This is a genomic window from Paenibacillus sp. J22FR83, from assembly GCF_059691955.1.
On record NZ_JCAUAM010000015.1, the window covers coordinates 40,452 to 62,277 of the forward strand.

Sequence of the window (21,826 nt, forward strand, 5' to 3'; positions counted from 1 at the left end):
CTATTTTTATGATATTAAATAGCCATTTTATTAAAAGTCTCGATATCTTGCTTAAGAAGAACCAGCACCTCTTCGTATTCTCGCATTTCCTGATCCCGGTTCTGAATGCTCTTCTGCAGTTTGTTACGCTTCGCTTCCGACTCCTTCAGCACATCGTTGATGAAATCTGAGCTGATTTCATGTAGGGATTGCTCCACCTCGCGCAGCTTAAGATTCATTTTATCTGTTGTATCCTTCAGTATCACATCTGTTTGCTCATAGAATAACTGTTTCAGTTTCTCGACGTCACCGCCTTCTACCTTACCCATACCGAATTTATCTGTAATTCGCTTCCGGTAAACACCACTGTCCAGATCAAAAGTAGGCAGTGATATCTTATTGATTGTCTTCTGAACCGGTACGATGACTTCATTGAAATCGAAGCTTTCGTCCGAAAGATCATGGATCCGCAACATAGTCGTTTTCAGATCATTGACGAGCTTCTCCAGGTTCATGATCTCATCATAAGAACTTTTCAAGCCTTTCTCCAATTCGATCGCAAAATCTGCCACCTGATCTATAGTTTGGTGGACGTTCGCATAGGAATAAGTTCGGTTTTCGTAAACATCACGACTCTTGAGCCATAGAAATCCATATCTTTCTGACTTGACGAATTCGCGTCGAGACTCCTTGGACTCTTGGAATCGACGATAATTTTGCGCAATGCTCTTGAATTCGGTTTGAAGTTCGTTGAATTTCTTTTTGACCTTAGTAATAAAGTTATCAAAAATCAAATCCACTTCTTTACGGGCCCGTTCCATCGTCATTACAACAGTCTTATATGTTTTTTCGATATCCTCACCCGTGGATTCACTTATTAATCTCAGGTCATTCCGCAATTCATCCATCAAATTCGATAGTTGCTTAATAAATGCATCCTTCTGTGCCATGAGCAGATGGCCAAAGCGATTCTTTAAGATCTCTTCCTTCCGACTTTGTACCTCTGGAATACGAATATCGCGTATCTGCTCGATATTGGACAACCCGATGAGCAGTTCTGGTGTAAGCTTGTCAGTGGCGAACGTACCCTGCAGCAACTTCAGCACATGCTGTTGCTCGTTTGACAGATCCTGCATATGCTTCCCAATTGTATACGCCATGGAAGACACAAAGATCGGCGGCATGCTGTTTCGCAAACTCTGCATAATTGGATTGTCCGGATACATTCGAATCATAGGCATTATTGTGTTCTCAGCTTGAGATTGCAATTTATCCGTAATGTATTTTAAAGCATGCCGAAGAGACGGATATTTATTGCCATCGCCATACAAGACAAGATCGAATTTGCTGCCTACAAGCAAAATATTGACTATTCCCTTGTCTGGAATATTCTGGGTTAATAGCTCCACATCTACCGAGTCCATGAACTGTGACGTATAACTTAAAAGGAATACAACATCACACTGCCCTAAGTATTCCCTTGTCCGCTGCCCACGCGACAGAATGGGATCATTAATCCCCGGTGTATCTACAATATCCATGTGTTGGAGTGATTCGTCAGGGATGTAGAGTATGGTGCTTTTTACAATTGGCGTAAAATTCCCTTCCGCCCCGACATATTGTTGAAGCTCACCAATAAGTTGACTAGTCTCTTGCATTTCGGCGAGCTCTATAGTTGTTCCTAGATAATCATTAATCCGTAGCCCGCTTTGTTGAACAGACAGCACAAGCTCATAAGCAGCCTTAAGCTCGTCGGGCGCATTCAACATTGCAATGATTTCCTGGTGCGATAGCTTTCGTTCCTTTTTCATTGTCATTTCCTTAACTCTTCTGCCAATCTTCGCTATGCCCCCAGTCGGCTCTTCAGACAGCTTTTCCTTCATTCGGTCAATTAGCTCTTGGAGCTTCTTAGCCTTGCTGTGAATAACGTCCCACTCTTCCCGGGTGAAAAACTCAATCTCCGCTCTAGGGGATTCGGCATAGGTAATGACGGTAAGAGCTGCTGTCATCGGTGTGGATGCTTTTGGTAAGACATCCTTTCCATCGAAGAGCAGCGCGTTAAGAAAGGAGGATTTACCCGCCTTAATCTGACCGACAACACCAATTTTCAGCTTCCTATTCTCCTCAAGCACATACTCCGCATCTTTACGAAAAGAACTCGAGAATTCGGATATGGTATGATAATGATCAAATCCGAGCACATCCTGGTGCACCTTGTATTTGTCTGTAATATTTTCAAACAGCCGAATATACTTGCTGATTGTCTCTATGTTTTGAGTTTTCACGTTCAGTCTCCTCGATAGATAATTGTTCTAACAAAGCCAATCTACAATCGTCATCAAGTGCCGCGGCAGTTTTGGCGGCGTAAGTCCGCAGCTCTTTACGAAATAAGTGCTGAAGTAACGACAACCCTTGCACCGGCAGGTTATTCTGTAAGAGTTCAGGAGGAAGGCAAAGCTCGTAAGTAGGCTCTCTTGTGGTCAATATAGATTCCTTCATGATGTTGGTCAATAGCTTGAGCTCTTCGTGCAAAAGAAGACGAGTCTCTGGTCCAACCGGGTAGGTTGGAATTTCAGAAAACAGCTCCATTGATACTCTATCTATCCGCTTCAAGACAGCTTCGCGGATGGATTCGGCCAACAAGTTTGATTGACTTCTGAATGCCACACTCATATCTCTAGCATCAATCGGATAGCTGCGAATCTTAAGCATCTCTTCCAGTTGGGAGCGATAGCTCTCGAATAAACTCGCCGTGGTTTTTTTTCGGGAAAACATATGCTCTATCTGGCTTAACAATTGCTCCTGGAGCTCTAGCTTAACTGGTAGTTCCCCAGTCTCCATTCGGTCGATGAGAGGTTGGATATCCTGTTCAAGCAACGGCTCTGTTTGGAGTTCCAGAAAACGTAAAATGAATGTCTTCCGATACGCCGTCTTCTCCTCTTGAATAAGCTTATTAATTAGAAGAGGTGCCTTAATCATCATCTGGATGCCTGTCAACATGACCACATACGGCTCAAGTCTATCGTTAAATGCACTGACATTATTAGTATGCATGGCAATCAATGCCCTCTGCTCCGTGATTAGACGGGCAAGCAGCTCTCTCTCTGTATGGTTAGAAGAGAAAACTGCACGATGGTTTAGTTCCGCCAATGACTGCCTTGCTGTCATCACGGTATCATTAGCAGCCTTTTTATATATGTCTGCCAACTCCCGGAATTCACCTGTCCAATCAACAATACGTTTTTTACTCTTCGCTAATTTTTTCAAATGTGCTCCCAATTTATCAGGAGCGTATTCCTTTTTGAGCTTAGAAGAATACGCCGCCACACCACTGTAGGCGATACCACGATCCTTGAGCGTTTTTTTGACAGTGCTAATTACCCGCTTGATCTCTTCCGGCAGCTTGACATCAGCTTTGTTCAAGACGATAAATAGCTCGCTCTTCGGCTCCAAGCTCTGAAGAAATCGGATATCGTCTTCAGGAATGACACCCTTATCAATATCGATAACCCAGATAATCGCATCAGCAAGGTTTAATGCAGCGCGGGCAACTGACTCGTCACGATCAGCTTCACTTTTATGTTGATCGGATCTAGAGTATCCCGGCGTGTCTAGCACCACATAAGGAAAACCTTTGTCTATCTTAGCCCTGATCAGTAAATGTTGAATCAACGGAGCCAGATTCAAACGGTACTTTTTAGCGAAAGCATGCGTAAGAGCCCCTACAGCCTCCTCATCCAAAATGGCTGTACTACCATAAACATTGACTATCTTACAGATCGTGCGACTGTCGGACATAATATAGGTGGGTACCGATGTTGTTGGTGTCGTATCAACAGGAAGAATATCCTGACCGATAATGGAATTAATTAAATGCGATTTACCCGCGCTGAAGCCGCCACCGATTGCCACCAACAATTTCCCCGCCACTTCTGGCACCTCGATCCACTGGCCGAGACGTTCGCATAGCTCCAGGAGCTGGGGATAGACCCCCTCACAGACGGGATATGAATATGTCCGGAATTCTTGCAGAAATTGCCACTGCAGCCGCTCTTTGAAATTAAGATAAGCCTGCTGAATCGCTGTTTGTTGATCAGATCGGTTTACCAATTCAGAGATAAGCCGGATTCCTAAGTCCTGATCAGAGATATATCGGTTTTGAGGATCGAATTCCTCTAGATCATCAAGTTCATCCCATATGGACAAGATTATTCCTCTTCTCTACGATCTGTTTTCGAATCGCTTCTAACTCTTCAATCGTTTCCTTCAAATTATTGAGGAATTGATTGTCATTCTCTTTAGCTTCCAACTTGTCCTGCTTGGCTTGTTCGAGAGACGCTTTAATATCAATCTGCCGCTTTGCGAGATCACTCTGCAGTTGCTGCATGAACTGTTGATTGACATCCTCCAACGAACGAATAACTTCCGGTTGCAGCTTCTCTAGAATTTCCGGGATGACGTTAGTTTCCAGGTGCTCACGAATCCGCTTCTCCTGATTTATAAACAGCTTGATAATATCAGGTGCGAAGAAAAGCAATACCTCCAGCCAAGGAGCTACGATCGCTGTCAGGATCGCTACACCACCGATCATCGCCCGGAATGCAGGATTAGAAATCGTATCTACGAATTTCTCCAGGTAATGACCTTCCGATTGCTCAAACGAAGAAAGTTCTAGTAATTCTTCAATTTCAATGTTCTTTCGGTTAATCTTATCGTAACTATTGCTAAGCACAGCGCTCACTCGGCTTTCGATGGAATGAACGAGTACTGGACGCAAAATTTGGTTCAATGTCTTCTTAAATGACTCTTCACCGCCTTTGACCGAACGGGTCAAGGTCTCCAAATTATCCATTAGCGCAAGACGGACATCATCTTGTATTTCCGTCACGGTCTGATATCCAAAAGTCTGAGCGATGTTGCGGGACTCGGCTTCTACTTCGTTTTCCAGTTGTATCAAGCTTCGTTCAAATCGTTTAATTTTCTCCTCAATCTCGGCAATGTCGAGCGTGTGGTGCTTATAACGGATCTGAAGATCGCGATACACGCGGTCTACCACTTCAAGCGCTTTCGGCTCCAAATGCTTAACTAGCAACACCGGCTGATTCAAAGATGCAAGAGTGTGGTGAAAAAAATCAATATCCCCGGTTTTCGCAGAAACATGTCCTACATCTATCGTATATCCAGCAAGATTTTCTGCAGTTTGTGCGGCCAACTTTACAATACTTTCCAAATCAGAAGGTAACTTCTGGTCCGATTTAGAAATGAGGATGGAGCAATCCATCTCATACACGTTTAACTCCTTAAGAAAATCAAGCACCGAGTCCTTCAAGCCATATTCCGATTCAGTGAGGACGACATAGTAGACGCCATTCCGAATATATGACAATATGGCATTATTGTGTTCTTGCAAAGCGGAGTCAATGCCAGGCATATCGACAAGCACGATGTTGTTCAGCTCTTGAAGAGCATCAGAACGCAAATAGACGTGAATATGGGAGAAATCTTTTGATGTAATTGATTTGATAGACCCCAGCTCAAACGATTCCATCTCTCCGTTTTTCTTAAAACCTACGATATGCTCGTGCGTACCATAGCGCAATTCGGCAGCAATTGCAGTCTCGGGCAAGAAGTCGGTTGGCAGCACATCACGCTGCAGGAAAGTATTAAGTAACGTACTTTTACCAGCGTTAAAAGTACCGATTAATGGAACGAGAATACGAAAATTAATAATTTCAGCTTCAGTTGATTCGTTTTGCTCCAGAATGTGGGGAGCTACTTGATTTTTCAATCCCTTTTCTTTCACTTGTTCCAGTAAACTTATTAGATTTTCACGGTAATTCATGCTAATCTACTCCTTCTATCATTTTATTTGTGTTGAGCACCACCGAAGGTCTACATTTCATATCCAGTAGCGCTAAGTACCACGTAACGAAAGAACGTATCAAAGTATTTCCGGCCGTCGAGCTAAAACCTAGTGAAGAAAGACCCAAAAATTTAATATATATCATACAATAACTTAAAAAATATACGAAAAAGCTTTCCATCACAGGAATTTAACCTATTTCGACATAGATTTACCGAATTCCTCCATTTCAGGAACATGAATAGTCCATCAGACTTATTACCAAAAACCCAAAATAGCTATACCACATATAGTTCTTATGATCTATAAACTTGTTCGTGTGAAAAACAAAAATAGTCGTAGGTCATAAACTGAATGACTTACAACTATTTTAATTGTATTACCGAAAGTTCTATTTTCTTTCTCCTGCTATCTTACTATATATATTGCCTTCTACTTCTACTTCTACTTCTACTTCTACTTCTACTTCTACTTCTACTCTAACTCTTCCTTTCCATCTTCTTCGACATCTTGTCCTTGTTCGTTCAATACCGATCTCAATGATTTGCCAGTTTGAACATGCTCCCAACGATCTGCACCACTTCCAGGGTTTCTTGCCATTACGATAGCAGCGCTGCCGCTTAGTGTGAACGAGATTTCGTTTAGCACAACGTAAAAATTGTTCCTAAGTACAATATTACCGGCTTCCAGTAATTTAACACGTTGATTTGCAATAAATCCAGGATCTACATCGTGTGCAGCAAGCTGTGATCCGGGTTGGATCGTAATGTGCTGATGTTTGCTTTTAGCATTCGGATTATATTCAGCAAGTGCAAAACCATGAGTTTGTGGATCATAAAGACGATACATATATAAGTCCTCCTAAGTAAGTTTTGGATAGTATTAATTATTCCGCTTCTTCTTGTTCGTTCAGTTCGGCGTTCATCATAAGATATTCCAGGTTGATTTTCAATTGCTGTAATTGGCTTTCCAAAACAGCTATTTGATCCAGAACTTTACCAATCGTGACAGTGTCAGGCGTTGGTGCTGCAATGGTTTGATTCATCTTGCAAATTTGCCTGTATACGGACCATTCCCCCGTCTTGCCACCAGTTCTTCCAGCTTCATCAAGCAAACTTCTCGTTTCTGGAAGCATCTCCTCGAAAATGACTTTGGAAGAGGTTCCGGTTGGATGTCTTCTAATTTCGTTTAATAGTGCTTGGTATTCTGTTGTGCCATTCCAAGATTTCGCCACGATTAACTCACCCCCAACAGTTTTCCTTAAGAAATTATATTTCATTTATGAAATATAATCAACAATTATTTCTTCAAAGAAATTATTTTTCTTTTTGAAATATCATGTGATTGACATCATAAGTACTTAAGCTCAACGAAGACTGGGCTTCCTGCCGTATTTTCACAAGCTGTGGGGTAAGATCATTCATATTCATACGATGGTGGAGGATAAGCCGGTGTTGTTTAGTTTTGATGGGAAGAAGCATCATCGACGGTTCCTGTGAGAGAAGAGCCTGTCTCACTGCCGGATCACTTTTAGATGTAAAAACTACAGCTAATGTGCTCGAAATTGAGGTATTTTCGTGATTAGATGGAAAAACTACAGGTAAATTCTATGAAATTTGAAAAATGGATACAATTAGAGAAATTTAACTACAAGAAATACAGTTAATCATCCGAATTCGCTCTATCCGTTTCAAATAGATGGAGAAAATCCAGTTATATCGCGGGAAGTCATTATATTATGTATGGGTCAATAACGAAGAGGGTGTCGCATAAGCCATGAAAATGGCAAAGGGCACGCTCTTTGAGTTGTGTCTGTATTCAAAGTAACTACAAGTATACAATTAGTTTCACTAAAAATACCAAACCAATATTCCGATATAGGAATGGTCAGATACTCAGAAATTAAGGAGGAACCTCATGGACATTCCAGCTATGTCAATGTCATTTGCCCAAAACAATTTATCCCAAGCTGTTGGAATAAGCGTAATGAAAATGGCGAAAGAACAAATGACGGAACAAGGCCAGCAAATGGTCCAATTAATTGAACGCAGTGTACAGCCGAACTTAGGTGGCAATCTTGATATAAAAGTTTAAAACAAATAAGGGATCTACGTTCGCCTTCGGCGATGTAGATCCCTTATTTCTCCTTATTCTAGGCTAAATAACGTATTTAGCGGCATCTGCAAATCTTTAAATATGAAGGAATGGATTGTATCCCCTTCTGTATATAAATGCTGTACCTGGTAGCTGCCATCCTTCAGCCAGTATACGTGAACTGTTCGATTTCCTGGATCGACAATCCAATACTCCTGTACGCCATATTTCTGATATAAATTGAACTTCTCATTAAAGTCTTTCAATGCCGTAGATGGGGACAGCACTTCAATGATTAAAGTTGGAGCACCTTGGCAGCCATTTTTTGCAATTTGATCCTTCGAGCAAACGACCGAGAGATCGGGTTGAGCGACATGATCAGGCGACTCATATTCTTCACTTTCGCTAAAAAAAACATCGAATGGAGCCACAAAAACGAAGCAATTCCGATTCTGTAAAAAAGTCCGTAGAGCATAATAAAGCTCTCCTACAATGTATTGATGCAATGATGTCGGAGCCGGTGACATGTTATAGGCTTTGCCATTAATTAACTCCCATGCTCCGTCCCATGTCAGCCAATCTTGATAGGTGTGAAATTTCTTCTCATCTGGATTTGACACGATGTTGGGCCTCCTTCTGATTATGTTTATCGTGTACTAATTGTAGCACGATCAAGTAAGCAGTTGCCAATTTTCACACTCGGGGCCCCTATATTTCTGAGCATTGCCTTCAGATATCGCAACCATGCATAAACCAACGAACTAAAACCAACATTAACGAAGTTACATCACCTCAACATCAAAGGAGACTTCGTTATGCAACAGCAAATACAGCCCAATTATCCAACGCAAACTTCGCCGCCTACCAACCATGGGGGGCATGAGCTTTTTGATTTACATGAAGTGTTGGCCTGTACCATTAATGTGCTGGATCAATTCATGATGTTCAGACAGTTTGTACAAGACAGCGAGCTGCTGGATATTCTGGATCGCCAATACCAGTTCACACTGGCTCAGTACAATTTAACTGCTGAGTGTTTCACCACTGGACAAAAGCCAAGCCAAGAAACGTCTACGTATATGATTCGGAACTTATCGGATCCGATCTATGGCATTCAGCCATCCCAACCGAAAAAGCCAAATCAGTCGCTCGCTGATGTGAAAGATGCAGGAATAAGCGGGCATATGCTTGGTCTGGTCAAAACACATGCCTCATTGCTAACCATGACAGCTGTAGAAGTGACGAATCCCGTTGTTCGGCGTGTATTAGCTTCTCAGGTGCAAAATTTCATAGAAATGGCTTATGAAATCTTCCTATATCAAAATAGACTGGCTTATTATCAGGTGCCACAATTAGGCGCTTCGGATATGCAAAGCATGCTGACAACTTTCGTTCCTGCAACGGGAGCACCACAAATGCCACCTAATAACAGAGGGGCATCGTCTGTGCACTAGTTAGCAGCTTATGAAGCCCAGTAGCGGCCTTAAGGCCGCTGTTTGGGCTTTTTCATATTTTAGCTAGAGAAATGAAGAACTTACATAACGATATCTATTTATGAAAAAGCACACCTACGGCTTTTAGTTTGTTTTTCATATACGTGTAAGGACATTTAGATGGGACGCTTTCATTATCACGTAAAAAGTATTGCTTCCATTCGTGGTTGTCCTCTTGCCCGTACCATTTCAGAGAAGGATGTGCCGGGATTCCGTCGTATGCCTCTAACTTCTGGCGAATGCGCTTCTTTAATTGGCGTCCAAAAGGGGTCGAATCATTGATTTCTTCAAAAACCCATCGCGGTTGGAAGGCAATGAGGAAATGCGGAAACATGCGGCTCTTTCTTACCATGTGGGCAGGTGTTCCGCAAAAAGAAAAATAAGGCTCCCCATCACAGCAAAATTCCCAAGAATGGTGCGAAGGATCCTTCGAAATATGCGCAGGCCATGGTACCTCATCTTTGGCGCTGACATCACTTAGAACAGACCAAAATAGCTCCTCATAGTCTTCTACTGAGAAGCTATTCAGCATGTCTGTAGGTGTGTGGAAAAAGATAACCAGTGAAGCAAATTTCCCCGTTTCCCTTGAGCAACGGCCATATGCTTGCAGGAGCTCCAATACGTCAAGCGCAGCTTGTTCTGATCTTGGATCCGCTGCGAAGCCAAAGCGCAGGTTGTTGGTAAGAAATCCTTGACGTCCGGGAATACAAGGATACGTATTGCCTGAATCGGCAATCATAGTGCCGAATTGACGGAAAGCATCCTGTTCCCATGGGGCAAGGGTGTTTATATGTGCATCAAGCCAATCTTTGGCGTAGAGATCAGCCATGTCGAGATAACCTCCTTCGTGAGTACGAAGCATACTATGCGAAGGAGGTTAGATGGGTGAGTATCGCGGTTTGGAGGTAGATGAAGCTAAATGGCGTATTGACCTTTGGTTATCTAGTTAGCTGCTTAATTCGACCGATAGGTTGTATGAGCTGCTCAAGTTCGTTAGAAAGATCTCATAAGATATCAACGTGAATAGGTGTACAATTGTACCCATTGCAAAGACTTTCTGAGCATGGACATGCCGATATCGCTACAATAAGGTCCATTTCTGCACGAAGATCAATATAATCTCCAGCTTTAGACAGCGGTTTCTCAACACTAATTTGTCCAGAAGGCTGAATAACAGTGTTCATAAATATATTAAACGCATAATGTTGATCGGGGGCAGGGATCTCAAAGGGTGCCAGTGCAGCATTTAAGTTCATATAACAGCTGGAGTGGCCTTGCTTATTGTAAAGCAGCTCGTACATTTCCGGCCGACAAGCCGAGTTAATCCAGTCATGCTGCCCCACTGTATCCTTAATAATCGTGAGCATGGGTGTATATTTATTGGAGTAGATGGTATCCCCGGGCTTTACTTTCATTGTATGTAAGGCGTCCATGGTAACACTCGGGTCAAGCCGCTCACTGCTATCATCCGCACGATAAGCTACAAAGTCGGCAACTTGTTCTCCCTCTACATCCGTAACCCGAATCACTTGGCCCTTCTTGAGATGGAGACCGAGACCCTCTGTAGCTGGGATTTGCCAATGCTGTTTGCTCATTCAAGTCCTCCTGCTCATAGGTAAGTTCACCATACAGTATGGCATATCATTTGTGGATTTATGAGAAAAACTTCTATCTTAAGTCCTTCGGTGACAAAAAGAGAAAGCCCAACCTCAGAGAGATTGAACTTTCTCTTCGCAGGCAGCCCGTTTCGCCTACTCCCACTTAAACGTAAATGTCGCCACAATGAACGATACGACTAGCCAGATGGCCAGAAACAGCCCTTCCTGCCACAGATCCCCAATGCCCGCGCCGACATTCATAATCTGCCGAAGGGCAGTACTGAGCTGGGTGATCGGAATCGATTTCACGATGGGCTGCAAGAACTCTGGCATGCTGGAGATCGAGAAGAACACACCGCCCAAGAACATGAGGGGAAATGAGATCAATCCAGAAATCGGCCCTACACTCTCTGGGGTTTTGGCTAAACCAGCAATGATGAAACCAATCGACATGAACGTCAATGTCCCCATGACAACGAACAACAAGAGTAGCCACCATGAGCCATTCACCTGTGTGCCGAAAATCAAAGCACCGACAAGCAGCACGATTAAGGCTTGCGCCGTGTTCATCACAAGGCGTGCAGTAATCTGCGCGGCGATAAATGTCGATGCCTTCAGTGGTGTACTTTGCATACGTCGCAGCACACCGCGCTCACGCCATGAAGCTATTTGTCCCGAGACGCCATTTAAGTTGTTGGTCATGATCATCATCGCCAGAATGCCCGGTACAAGGAAATCAATGTAGCGAAGCTGCAGAGCTTGCACGCCAACTGGCTCAACTTTGACAATAGGCATGTAATTGGACATTTGCTTAGAAACGCCATCGGCCACTTGACCTATCGTTTGCAGACCGATCTGTGCACTCTGCTGGTTCGTCTGATCGTAATATACCTGCAAGAAGCTTGCCTTCGAGCTGTCCGCTCCTTTTTTCGCAACAGCTTCACCGTAATTTTTCTGAATAACGACAACTAACTTCTGATCCCCGTGCTTGAGCTGCTGGAGTGACTTATCCATATCCTCTGCAGGCTTTAGCTTCAAAATAGGATTCGCTTGCAGCGCCTCCACCATGACTCTCGATTCCACACTTTGATCCTGATCAATGACGACGCCATCGACGATGATATCATTTCCTTTGCCGAGAAAGGAGCCGAGCATAATCATGAAGAAAAGCGGCATGAACAAGGTGAACACGAGCACTTGTCGATTACGAACAAAAAACCGAAGCTGGCTTAACGTCAGTTGAATATAGGCATTCATTCTGCTTTCAAGCTCCTTCCCGTCATGGAAATAAACACATCTTCCAGCGTAGCCGTTCGTGTTTGCAAGTCAGCCAATTGCCATCTGCCGCCAGCGCTTTTCTGAGCGAGATCAATGAGTGACTCCTGCAGCTTATCCGTATAAAGAACGAACACATCCTTACGCACGTCGATGCCCTTAACTTCACGAATATCGCGGAGCTCTTGTAGGACAGCGGTTTGGTCCGCTTCTGCCAAGTCTTGCAGCCGAAATTCAATCGCGCTATCTGATTGCAAGGAGCTTACTAGTTTACGAGGCGTATCCAAGGCGACGACTTTCCCTTGATCCATTAAACAGATACGATCACAAAGCACGTGCGCTTCCTCCATATAATGCGTGGATAGCACAATTGTTTTGCCTCGCTCCTTCAGTTTCAAAATAATCTCCCATAGGGTACGTCTTGCTGTCGGATCTAACCCTGTCGTAGGCTCATCCAAGAAGATGACCTTAGGATCATTCAGCAGCGCAAGACCAATGGCAAGCCTCTGCTTTTGCCCACCGGATAGATGCTTGACGCGGCCATTCCTTTTATCAACTAACGTCATATCTTCTAACAGTGGACCAATCGGAACAGAGCTAGGGTAGAAACTAGCATACATCCGCATAATTTCCTCAACCGTCAATAACTCAAATAACGATGTTGATTGCAATTGAACACCAATAACTTCCTTCACCTTGCCCAAATCCTTCTGCGTATCAAATCCAGCGACAATAGCTCGACCACCGTCAGGCTTCCGCAGCCCTTCGATCATTTCCATCGTAGTCGTTTTCCCGGCACCATTAGGTCCGAGCAGACCGAATACCTCGCCTTGATAGACTTGGAAATTAACGCCTCGCACTGCCTGGAAGGATCCATAATTCTTAATTAAACCATCCGCTTCAATCACGATATGAGAAGACTCCATCAAGTTAGCCCCTTCGCTTCCAAATTTTACGTAACCCACCCTATCATACAAAATAAACGTCTACACCGTCCATCCAGGGTCGCAAGCGCCAATGGTCACCTATAGCAACTTAATAGAATAAACATATCAACTGACAGAACTAGTGGAATTCCGACAACGTCAATCGACGAACTTATTGAGAAAGCTATGATAATCTTAATATCTACTAAATAAACAAAACCAGAAGGAGATGTGTTGAAGTGAGAATGAATATTTTATTCAATAAGAAGCCGATTTCCGTTAATTTCGTCGGTACGGACCATAAGTTAATTCCCTCTTTGATCAACGCACTTCGCCATAACAAATTCACCGTCATGAATTTAGTTAATTCGTTAGAGCGAGTAGATTTATTCAGCTCAGAAGCGATTTTATATGCCAAGGATGGAAATAAAGCACGTATTCCGATTTTCTAATTTTAAATGTGTAACATAGATGTTGCGTGACTAACGCCTACGAATGGCAGATTCCTTCGTAAGCGTTTTTTTTCGTAGATAAATAGGCATATCCCTACTATTTTTTCATAGACTAATAGAAATAAGATCACTACAGCTGGGATGGAGAAATCAATGTACCTTATTCGCTTATTCAAAGCACATGCTGCTCAGCTACTAATCTATCTCCTTATCGTGATCATCAGTTTCGTCTGGACCTTAATTTGGGGACTTCACACCACCACAGGGCCGCTTCCACAAACAAGTGCCAAGTATAGTATCAAACCCGCTACGAACGGCGTACTTCTTCATGTTATCCAAACCACACCTGAGAATATCGGGCTAAAAGCCATTACGGCCAATGTGACCGACCGACAGGACAATGGGATTAATGGCGGGTTTTTCTGGCAGGGGTATTTGCTAAGCATTGCCGTGACCAATGATCTCCCAGTGAAGGGGCAACCTGGCGACTACGGCTCGGGATGGTACAACACGGATCGGAAACGTGGAACACTTGTGTGGGATGAGAAGGCGCAAACCTTTACCGTCCAAGTTGTCGAAAATGCGAGTGAACTACAGGTGCAAGATCGCACCCGGTATTGGGCGCAGGGAGGCGTGAGCATGGGGCTCACGAATCCATCGGGGTGGGCCGAGCAGGCCATTTCCGAAGAAATGCCTGTCATTAACGAGAAGCGCATGCGCTCCGGCATTGTGTATGATCGAATGAACAACGTGTATCTGGTCGTAGCACCTACCCCATGCACAGGCGAAGAATTCCGTACAGCTGTGCAAGAGCAGGTAGGCGAGAAGCAGCTAGTCGATGGGCTTTTCCTGGACGGCGATGGTTCTTCTCAGCTCAAGGTCGCGAATTTCTTGCTGCCCGGTGACCACCGCGAGGTGTACCAGATGATCGCTTTATTGAAGTGAGTGGAGGGAGGTCAGCAGACACTCTACACGCGTTGCGATCCCAATAACTGTATATTTTCCAGTTATTTAGTTTGCTCTTAGCACCACTGAAGAAGATTAATTGAAGTGGCAGTTGAATTAGCAGAAGTAGAAGTGACAGTAGCAGTTGAATGAGTAGAAGCAGAAGGAGAGTCAGTTAAGTAGCTAGCCTTCAATTAACTGTAAAATCTACAGCTAAAATCCCCATTTCACCTGTGATTTTGCGATTAGATGGAAAAAGTACAGCTAATCTTGACGACTTTTTCTGTTTAGTAGGTTTTCGCTGAAATTAACTGCAGGAAATCCATTTATTGCTCGTAACGGGAGCAAATCAGCAAAATTAGCTACATAAAATCCATTTAAGCGAGATTCCATGAGTGCACCTATAGCCGAACCGACGCAACTCCAACACCGATAATCAATCATAACAAAACATAAAAAGAGGAAACCCCCAACTTACAGGCGTTTCCTCTTGCCAATTGAAACAATCCTAGAACGTCACGTGATCAGGATCCGGACCGATACGCTTGTTGATATTCAAAGCATCCACCAAAGCTATATCCTCAGCGCTTAGCTCAAAATCGAAAATGTCCGCATTCTCGCGAATACGATGTTCCGTCACAGACTTCGGAATCGTAACGACACCCTGCTGAATATCCCAACGCAGCACAATTTGTGCGGGAGATTTGCCGTATTTAGCCGCAAGCTGCGCCAATACGGGCTGATCCAGTCTGCCCTGCATAAGCGGGCTCCACGCTTCCAATTGAATACCATGTTCACGCGTAAATGCGAGCAATTCCTTTTGAGACAACTCCGGATGATACTCGACTTGATTAACTGCGGGCACTACACCCGTGTCTTCAATCACATGCTCCAAATGAGAGATCTGGAAATTACTCACACCAATCGCACGAACATGGCCTTCTTTGTAAAGGTGAACCAACGCTTTCCACGTTTCACGGTACGTTGCGGAGACGGCCCAGTGCACTAAGTAGAGATCAATCGTTTCCAGACCAAGCCGTTTGCGGCTTGCTTCAAACGCTTGCAGCGTAGACTCGTAACCTTGATCCGCGTTCCACACCTTCGTGGTTACGAAAATCTCGTCACGCGGTATACCGCTTTGACGCAGACCTTGACCAACGCCTTCTTCGTTGCGATAAACTGCAGCTGTATCAATGCTTCTATAACCTAATTGCAAAGCGGTTTGAACCGCCCCGATAACCTCTTGGCCTTCCTTGGTTTTATAAACACCGAGACCTAGCCAAGGCATATGAATACCATTGTTGAGTGTAACCCCAGCCGTCAATGCTTGATTCGCTTTCGTAGACATTCGCAATAACCTCCATCGGAATAAGATTAGAATGAGCGCATCTTTACCGTGTAGCTCCTATTAATCATACCATTGAAGTCGGATATTCCCAAATGTTGCGCTCTGCTGACGGCTGGAACTGCAAGTGGAAAGACTCGCACTTCTTATAGTTAGCTAGTCTTGATGCGCATGGATCAAATCCATTTTCAGCTGCCACAAGGCAGCACTCAAATTAACGCGATATACCTCGGGATTCAACATGCGCAAATATTGCGGCCAAACCGTTTGCATTTGCTCGGCATGGTAGTCACGTATGCTTTCCAAGGTAGGGAGCTCATACACCAACTTCCCGCCTTCGAAAATCGGTTTCAACAACGGAACCGCCTCATAATTCTCGATAAATTTGAACAGGTAGGGATGGATGGGATCGAATAACTTAATCCGCTGCCCTTTCCGAATATCCACCTCATCCTGCAAAGCCAAATAATCCGCTTCCGCTTTGCCCGTCGCCTTATTCATAATCCGGTAGGCTTCCTTGAAGCCAGGATTCGTCACTTTCTCGGGGTTGCCCGAAATCTTAATGACCGGCACCAGCGTGCCGTCCTTCTCACGGGCAACAAGCTTATACACCCCGCCCAGCGCCGGCTGGTCGGCGGCTGTAATCAGCTGGGTGCCAATGCCCCAGCTGTCGATCTTGGCCCCTTGGGCTTTCAGCCCGGCGATGATGTGTTCATCCAAGTCATTGGATGCCACAATCTTCACCTCCGGAAAGCCCGCCTCATCCAGCAGGCGCCGCGCCTGCTGGGACAGATACGCCAAATCGCCGCTGTCGAGGCGAATGGCGTTCAAGCGCTTGCCGCGGCTCGCGAGCTGCCGCGCTGTCTCAATCGCATTCGGCACGCCGCTGCGCAGCGTGTCGTAGGTGTCCACGAGCAGCGTGACCTGCTCGGGCAGGGCCTCCGCGTACGCACGGAAGGCGTCCGCTTCCGTGTCGTGGGCCTGCACCCACGCGTGCGCGTGCGTGCCTTTGGTCGGGATGCCGAACAGCATCCCGGCTCTGAGGTTCGATGTCGCGTGGAATCCCGCGATATAGGCAGCTCTTGCGCCCCAGATGGCCGCGTCTGCCTCCTGGGCACGGCGTGTGCCGAACTCCATCAGCACATCGTGCGGAGCAACTCCTTTCATCCGCGAAGCTTTCGTCGCGATGAGTGTCTGGAAGTTCACGAAGTTGAGAATCGCCGTCTCAACAAGCTGCGCTTCGAAGATACTGCCAATCACCCGCACAAGCGGCACATTAGGGAAAACAAGCGTCCCCTCAGGCACAGCTTGAATATCGCCTTTGAACGAAAAAGCACGAAGCGCATCAAGGAACTCTTCCTTGTAGTTCTCCTCTTGCTCTCGCAAATAAGCAATTTCTTCTTCTCCGAAATGCAAGTTTTGTACATAATGAATCACCCGTTCCAACCCAGCAAATACCGCATATCCGCCATCAAAAGGCAACTTGCGGAAATACACCTCAAACACTGCTCTCTCCGTATGTGTTCCCTGCAGCCAGTGAGCATACATCATGTTAATTTGGTATTTATCCGTGTGCAGCGTCAAGTTATTCATCGCATTCATCGTTTGCCAATTCATTACGTCCATCCTCCCCATCCTGCATATACTTTCATTTTCCCTATCATCATTTTACTTAATTTTTCCACCCATGGACAACTTTAGCCCCTAATGTCTTTTCAAAATGCCGCAATGCCCACGCATGACCATCCGCATCAAAGCTAGCAACCGCATCCTCATGGATAACGAGGGAAAAACCTTTATTATAAGCGTCCACCGCTGTATGTAGGACACAGATATCTGTACACACACCAGCAAGATGAATTTCCTGAATTCCTCTTGCTCTAAGCTGCAATTCCAAATCCGTGCCGCAGAATGCGCTGTATCTCGTTTTGTCCATCCAATAGATTTCAGTACGATTAGCTTCATGCACTTCTTTTAGACATCCATATAGCTCTCTTCCGTCCGTATCACGTAAATTATGGGGTGGAAACAAAGCCGTCTCTGGATGGAAGGGATCCCCTTCCTCATGCAAATCAACAGCCATCACAACAAAATCTCGCTCCCTAACAAAGCTTTGGGTTAGCTCACACACCCGAGTTTCTATCGCAATAGCAGGATCCCCACAAGGCAGCTTACCCACGACAAAATCCAACGTATAATCGATTATTATGAAGGCTTTCATATTCACCACTCCTTATATTGTATACTTAATATTATTATAACGACTTTATCAACGAGTAAAAAGAGAAGCCTCACTGTAAATCGACAGCTAAGGCAAGTAAACATTCATTTACTTCATAACTTCATTTCGATAATCTCATTATGACATAATTAAATTTTCTTTTCAATAGGCGGTTGAAGAAATTATTGCGAATCTGGGTACAAATTGGCGTAATTAATGAGAATTGTCATAAATCCTAGCGCAACGAAAGAGAAAAACGCTAAGAAAGTTAGGTGATATACATTCGGGAACACGATGAATACGACTCCACAGCCGACACAAACCCAGTTCTGCCACATGTGCTTGCCTGTTTTTCCTAGCGCTAGCATCGAACTTACGAATTGTAGACTTCCGAACAGCGCACAGGTGAAAAGCGCATTGGTTACATCCCCAAATCCAAACACCCAAGGAGTCATCAGAAACCATAGACCCATAAGTGCTGATAAACTATTTTTGAGATACATACCGATCACACCTCCTACATGCGGGATGTTACAGTATATGCAAACGCTTTCACAAACGTGTTAGTTGAAAAGCCTTCAAACCACCTGAATCGGCATTTGAAGGCTTATTTTTACTCATTCCTCATGTTTTTCACTCAATTATTGTGCAATATGAATCCCTTTCGAATCAATTGTCACTTCAGCTTTTAGAATATCTGTCACAAATTTAGTAGGCACAAAGAGCGTATCGTTTAGAATAACCGGAGCCGCTCCTAGCGCTACTGGCGCCATTTTGGCATAGAAATAGCTATCTTTCCCCACGCTCACACTTGTCCACTGGGCACCTTTCGATAGTTCAGCCCCATACGTATCCTGATTCCATTTCACGGTATAACCCAAACCTTCAGCTACTTTGCGGAAAGGAACAAGTGAAACACCATCCGCATTCTGTTCGACATCGCTCGTTGACAACTCCACTTTCAATTTGTCGGTACCAGGTAATGGAGTAGGATTCGGTTGAATGGTCAGATTAGAAGGCAAGTTGAAACGGAATTCTGGACTTCCCGCCACACCAGCTGCAATGGCATATTTGGGAAATACAACAACCGCTGCCCCTTTTTCTACAAAGAAACCTTGATCTGCATCAATTCCTTTGAATTGATCCGGAAAGAAATATTGCGGTTCCTCTTTCATCTTGGTAGTGACACCTGCATCAACAGTTGCTTTGTAGCCCGCACCAAGCAGATCCTGCAGCGTTACACGTTGAGCTGTCCCTGCATTAAGCACATTATACGTATCCACTCTCGGCATGCCAGTGCCACCTGTTTCTCCATACGAAGTGACCGTAAGGGAAACTACGCCTGAAGGATAGCCAGACCCATCCGATTTCAATGTGTAGACGATCGTAAGGCCGTAGGGACGGTATGTATACCCTTTATCTTTGGCAGCTGCTGCCGCCTCTGCAGCTTGCTTCTCCCAACTTGCTAAATCTTCGTTCGCATGTGCCAGGATCGTGTTATTTAGTTCGTCTTGGTATTTGATATCGAGCATTCCGCTCAGTTGCGGTACTTTGATATTCGTTGTTAAGTCTTTACTTTTGGATGTAAGCACCACTTCTTTAACGACAACAGGCACTGTCGATGTCGTTGTGGAGACAGCAACAACGGCAGTATCTGCGGAAGCCATATTCGCAACTGGGCCTACGGAAGCACTCACACCTACGAGTACTGCGCAACCAACAACACCCATTTTCAACATGTTCCAAGGATTCTTTTTCATTTCCTATTCACTCCTTCTGAGTTATCGTGCTTGTGTCGTTTGTTTTACCCTCACGATAACTAGACGTACCAGCTTTCGGAAAAGTCTGATTTTCTACACTTTTTTTCAAAAAAATTTATGATAGTCGGAAAGTACCTACTACTTGATTTAAATCCGTGGCAATTCCAGCTAGACTTTTGGCGGAAGACGTAATTTCTTCAGCTGAAGCTAGCTGTTCCTGCGTGACTGCAGCAACAGATTGCGCTGTACCTGATGTTTGCTGCGCTACAAAACCAACTTGAGCAACGGTAGCTGCTACTTCTTCCGAACTTGCTGCCATCTGCTCTGCAGCTGCCGCTGTTTCTTGAATTTTACTAGCTACTTCTTGCGAAGCTTGTACAATTTGACTGAATGCTTTCTCAGCAACACTCACCTCAAGCAGACCTTCCTGCACTTCGGTTCTTCCATTATTCATGACATCTACTGCCCGAGCGGAATCCCGTTGGATCGATGTAATAAGCTCTGAAATCTCACGAACAGAATCATCTGTTTGGGAAGACAGCTTACGAACTTCACCAGCTACAACGGCAAAGCCCTTGCCGCTCTCACCAGCACGCGCAGCTTCAATCGCTGCATTCAAGGCAAGCAGATTCGTTTGCGAAGCAATATTCCCGATTAACGTTGTAATCTGACCAATGCTTTGGGAATGCTTCTCTAGATCCTGAATGACCTGATTCGCTGCATCAACGGATGTAGAGACTGCCTGTATTTTATTCACGACACGCTCCATGGCATATGTGCCTTGCTCTGCAATGTTCGTTGCCGTCATGGATAGATCAGATACATCAGCTGTGGTTTCAGCAATACGGGAAATACCTGCTGCCATTTCTTCCATCGCTCTTCCACACTCAACAGAGCTTTGAGCTTGTGTATCCGCGCCAGTTGCGAAATCTTGTACAGATGCAGCAACATGTTGGGAAGCTGAGCTATTCTGCTCCGAACTCGCAAACAATTGCTGAGAGGATGCCGCCACACTCGTTGAAGCATGCAGCATTTGCTCTACGGAATGGCGAAGATGGCCCACCATTTGGTTCACATCCCCGATGAGCTGACCAATTTCATCCTTATTTTTCACAACAATCGCTTCAACGGTAAGATCTCCTTTGGAGATTCGATTTAACGCTTGTGATGCTTTGCGAACAGGGTTGGAAATGTTGCTGACAAGGAAATAACAAGCCGCAATCATAAATACAAGCATCACACCTAAGGCGATAAAAGTTGTTAGTACACTTCTCTTGTATTCCGCTGCACTCGCCACTACACCTTGCTGGCCGCCTTCTTGGTTAAAGGTAACCAAATCCGCCATCGATTTCTGTGCTTTGCCGAAGGCTGCTGACATGACTTGAAGGCTCTCAGCTGCTTCCTTCACTTTACTTGGATCACCTGATAACTGTTTATTGGCTGCGAATGATGTTTTAAATCCTTCCCAGTTCTGGGTTAGCTCTTGCAACCGTGTCCCTTCTTCTTCACCTGACACAGATTCCTTATATTTTCCTAACAAATTGTCGATCTCAGTAATCGTGGCTAGAATACCATTATCAATCGCTTCATGCTTTTTCACGTCTGGTTCTAATTTCTTCTGATAGTACAAGGTTAGTAAATGCTCCGCATGATAATGAACTTCCTCAATATTTTGAATACCCATCATCCAGTTGTTTGCCAGACTATTATTCATGTCTTTTAGCGCACCCATGCGATTCATCGCTGTCCAGCTCATTCCCACAACCATCAAAAAGATAATTGCAAATACCGCAATAAATTTCGTCCGTACTGTCATCTGCATACCGAATCCCCCAATTTTCAATTTACCAATTTTGAACAGTGTGTATACGTAAC

The 21,826-nt window shown here is 44.5% G+C and carries 20 protein-coding genes; 4 read left to right on the forward strand and 16 right to left on the reverse strand.

The window, feature by feature from the left end:
* Positions 1-14: 14 nt before the first annotated feature.
* The 5 genes from AC58PV_RS25130 to AC58PV_RS25150 form a co-directional block, all read right to left on the reverse strand.
* Positions 15-2,264: a dynamin family protein gene (locus AC58PV_RS25130; RefSeq protein ID WP_497435319.1), complete on the reverse strand. Its 2,250-nt coding sequence runs from the start codon at positions 2,262-2,264 to the stop codon at positions 15-17.
* Complete coding sequence (locus AC58PV_RS25135) at positions 2,215-4,185, reverse strand: dynamin family protein (RefSeq protein WP_497435321.1); 1,971 nt, start codon at positions 4,183-4,185, stop codon at positions 2,215-2,217. The genes AC58PV_RS25130 and AC58PV_RS25135 overlap by 50 nt, the downstream gene beginning before the upstream one ends.
* Positions 4,169-5,821 (reverse strand): dynamin family protein, encoded by a 1,653-nt coding sequence (locus AC58PV_RS25140; RefSeq protein WP_497435322.1) that lies wholly within the window; start codon positions 5,819-5,821, stop codon positions 4,169-4,171. The genes AC58PV_RS25135 and AC58PV_RS25140 overlap by 17 nt, the downstream gene beginning before the upstream one ends.
* 495 nt (positions 5,822-6,316) lie before the next feature.
* Positions 6,317-6,691, reverse strand: a complete 375-nt coding sequence (locus AC58PV_RS25145; RefSeq protein ID WP_497435323.1) for a DUF4357 domain-containing protein — start codon at positions 6,689-6,691, stop codon at positions 6,317-6,319.
* A gap of 37 nt (positions 6,692-6,728) precedes the next feature.
* Entirely contained in the window at positions 6,729-7,076 is a 348-nt protein-coding gene (locus AC58PV_RS25150) for a hypothetical protein (RefSeq protein WP_497435324.1), read from the reverse strand.
* Between the two features lie 683 nt (positions 7,077-7,759).
* Here AC58PV_RS25150 and AC58PV_RS25155 point away from each other — a divergent pair.
* Positions 7,760-7,936, forward strand: coding sequence for a YjfB family protein (locus AC58PV_RS25155; protein WP_497435326.1), 177 nt, complete (start codon positions 7,760-7,762; stop codon positions 7,934-7,936).
* A 53-nt stretch (positions 7,937-7,989) separates the two neighbouring features.
* Here AC58PV_RS25155 and AC58PV_RS25160 read toward each other — a convergent pair whose 3' ends face one another.
* A complete protein-coding gene (locus AC58PV_RS25160; RefSeq protein ID WP_497435327.1) occupies positions 7,990-8,556 on the reverse strand; it encodes a Uma2 family endonuclease in 567 nt (188 codons plus the stop codon).
* 195 nt (positions 8,557-8,751) lie between these two features.
* On the opposite strand from AC58PV_RS25160, the gene AC58PV_RS25165 reads away from it, so the two are divergent.
* On the forward strand, positions 8,752-9,390 hold the full coding sequence (locus AC58PV_RS25165; RefSeq protein ID WP_497435328.1) for a spore coat protein: 639 nt from the start codon (positions 8,752-8,754) through the stop codon (positions 9,388-9,390).
* A gap of 94 nt (positions 9,391-9,484) precedes the next feature.
* Here AC58PV_RS25165 and AC58PV_RS25170 read toward each other — a convergent pair whose 3' ends face one another.
* From AC58PV_RS25170 to AC58PV_RS25185, 4 genes are all read right to left on the reverse strand, one after another.
* Entirely contained in the window at positions 9,485-10,258 is a 774-nt protein-coding gene (locus tag AC58PV_RS25170) for a YqcI/YcgG family protein (RefSeq protein WP_497435329.1), read from the reverse strand.
* A gap of 175 nt (positions 10,259-10,433) precedes the next feature.
* On the reverse strand, positions 10,434-11,024 hold the full coding sequence (locus tag AC58PV_RS25175; protein ID WP_497435331.1) for a DUF1989 domain-containing protein: 591 nt from the start codon (positions 11,022-11,024) through the stop codon (positions 10,434-10,436).
* A gap of 156 nt (positions 11,025-11,180) precedes the next feature.
* Positions 11,181-12,284 carry an ABC transporter permease gene (locus AC58PV_RS25180; protein WP_497435332.1) on the reverse strand — a complete coding sequence of 368 codons (1,104 nt, stop codon included), beginning with the start codon at positions 12,282-12,284 and terminating at the stop codon, positions 11,181-11,183.
* Positions 12,281-13,228 (reverse strand): ABC transporter ATP-binding protein, encoded by a 948-nt coding sequence (locus tag AC58PV_RS25185; protein ID WP_497435333.1) that lies wholly within the window; start codon positions 13,226-13,228, stop codon positions 12,281-12,283. Before AC58PV_RS25185 ends, AC58PV_RS25180 begins: the two co-directional genes overlap by 4 nt.
* Before the next feature lie 239 nt (positions 13,229-13,467).
* Between AC58PV_RS25185 and AC58PV_RS25190 the strand changes: the two genes are divergently transcribed.
* Positions 13,468-13,680, forward strand: coding sequence for a hypothetical protein (locus tag AC58PV_RS25190; protein ID WP_157264600.1), 213 nt, complete (start codon positions 13,468-13,470; stop codon positions 13,678-13,680).
* A 153-nt stretch (positions 13,681-13,833) separates the two neighbouring features.
* Positions 13,834-14,625, forward strand: coding sequence for a hypothetical protein (locus tag AC58PV_RS25195; protein WP_497435334.1), 792 nt, complete (start codon positions 13,834-13,836; stop codon positions 14,623-14,625).
* A 508-nt stretch (positions 14,626-15,133) separates the two neighbouring features.
* Here AC58PV_RS25195 and AC58PV_RS25200 read toward each other — a convergent pair.
* The 6 genes from AC58PV_RS25200 to AC58PV_RS25225 form a co-directional block, all read right to left on the reverse strand.
* A complete protein-coding gene (locus AC58PV_RS25200) occupies positions 15,134-15,973 on the reverse strand; it encodes an aldo/keto reductase (RefSeq protein WP_497435336.1) in 840 nt (279 codons plus the stop codon).
* Positions 15,974-16,126: 153 nt separating this feature from the next.
* Entirely contained in the window at positions 16,127-17,572 is a 1,446-nt protein-coding gene (locus AC58PV_RS25205; RefSeq protein WP_497435490.1) for a nicotinate phosphoribosyltransferase, read from the reverse strand.
* A gap of 70 nt (positions 17,573-17,642) precedes the next feature.
* Positions 17,643-18,191, reverse strand: a complete 549-nt coding sequence (locus tag AC58PV_RS25210; protein ID WP_497435337.1) for a cysteine hydrolase family protein — start codon at positions 18,189-18,191, stop codon at positions 17,643-17,645.
* A 182-nt stretch (positions 18,192-18,373) separates the two neighbouring features.
* Positions 18,374-18,694 carry an SPW repeat domain-containing protein gene (locus tag AC58PV_RS25215; protein WP_497435338.1) on the reverse strand — a complete coding sequence of 107 codons (321 nt, stop codon included), beginning with the start codon at positions 18,692-18,694 and terminating at the stop codon, positions 18,374-18,376.
* Positions 18,695-18,832: 138 nt separating this feature from the next.
* Positions 18,833-19,951: a stalk domain-containing protein gene (locus tag AC58PV_RS25220; protein ID WP_497435340.1), complete on the reverse strand. Its 1,119-nt coding sequence runs from the start codon at positions 19,949-19,951 to the stop codon at positions 18,833-18,835.
* Positions 19,952-20,066: 115 nt separating this feature from the next.
* Positions 20,067-21,773, reverse strand: coding sequence for a methyl-accepting chemotaxis protein (locus AC58PV_RS25225; RefSeq protein ID WP_497435341.1), 1,707 nt, complete (start codon positions 21,771-21,773; stop codon positions 20,067-20,069).
* Between the last annotated feature and the right edge of the window lie 53 nt (positions 21,774-21,826).

Excerpts from the sequence above, each read along its gene's own strand:
- AC58PV_RS25140 (WP_497435322.1), bottom strand. The coding sequence starts at position 5,821 with ATGAATTACCGTGAAAATCTAATAAGTTTACTGGAACAAGTGAAAGAA.
- AC58PV_RS25145 (WP_497435323.1), bottom strand. The coding sequence starts at position 6,691 with ATGTATCGTCTTTATGATCCACAAACTCATGGTTTTGCACTTGCTGAA.
- AC58PV_RS25155 (WP_497435326.1), top strand. The coding sequence starts at position 7,760 with ATGGACATTCCAGCTATGTCAATGTCATTTGCCCAAAACAATTTATCC.
- AC58PV_RS25165 (WP_497435328.1), top strand. The coding sequence starts at position 8,752 with ATGCAACAGCAAATACAGCCCAATTATCCAACGCAAACTTCGCCGCCT.
- AC58PV_RS25170 (WP_497435329.1), bottom strand. The coding sequence starts at position 10,258 with ATGGCTGATCTCTACGCCAAAGATTGGCTTGATGCACATATAAACACC.
- AC58PV_RS25175 (WP_497435331.1), bottom strand. The coding sequence starts at position 11,024 with ATGAGCAAACAGCATTGGCAAATCCCAGCTACAGAGGGTCTCGGTCTC.
- AC58PV_RS25180 (WP_497435332.1), bottom strand. The coding sequence starts at position 12,284 with ATGAATGCCTATATTCAACTGACGTTAAGCCAGCTTCGGTTTTTTGTT.
- AC58PV_RS25185 (WP_497435333.1), bottom strand. The coding sequence starts at position 13,228 with ATGGAGTCTTCTCATATCGTGATTGAAGCGGATGGTTTAATTAAGAAT.
- AC58PV_RS25195 (WP_497435334.1), top strand. The coding sequence starts at position 13,834 with ATGTACCTTATTCGCTTATTCAAAGCACATGCTGCTCAGCTACTAATC.
- AC58PV_RS25200 (WP_497435336.1), bottom strand. The coding sequence starts at position 15,973 with ATGTCTACGAAAGCGAATCAAGCATTGACGGCTGGGGTTACACTCAAC.
- AC58PV_RS25205 (WP_497435490.1), bottom strand. The coding sequence starts at position 17,572 with ATGAATGCGATGAATAACTTGACGCTGCACACGGATAAATACCAAATT.
- AC58PV_RS25210 (WP_497435337.1), bottom strand. The coding sequence starts at position 18,191 with ATGAAAGCCTTCATAATAATCGATTATACGTTGGATTTTGTCGTGGGT.
- AC58PV_RS25215 (WP_497435338.1), bottom strand. The coding sequence starts at position 18,694 with ATGTATCTCAAAAATAGTTTATCAGCACTTATGGGTCTATGGTTTCTG.
- AC58PV_RS25220 (WP_497435340.1), bottom strand. The coding sequence starts at position 19,951 with ATGAAAAAGAATCCTTGGAACATGTTGAAAATGGGTGTTGTTGGTTGC.
- AC58PV_RS25225 (WP_497435341.1), bottom strand. The coding sequence starts at position 21,773 with ATGCAGATGACAGTACGGACGAAATTTATTGCGGTATTTGCAATTATC.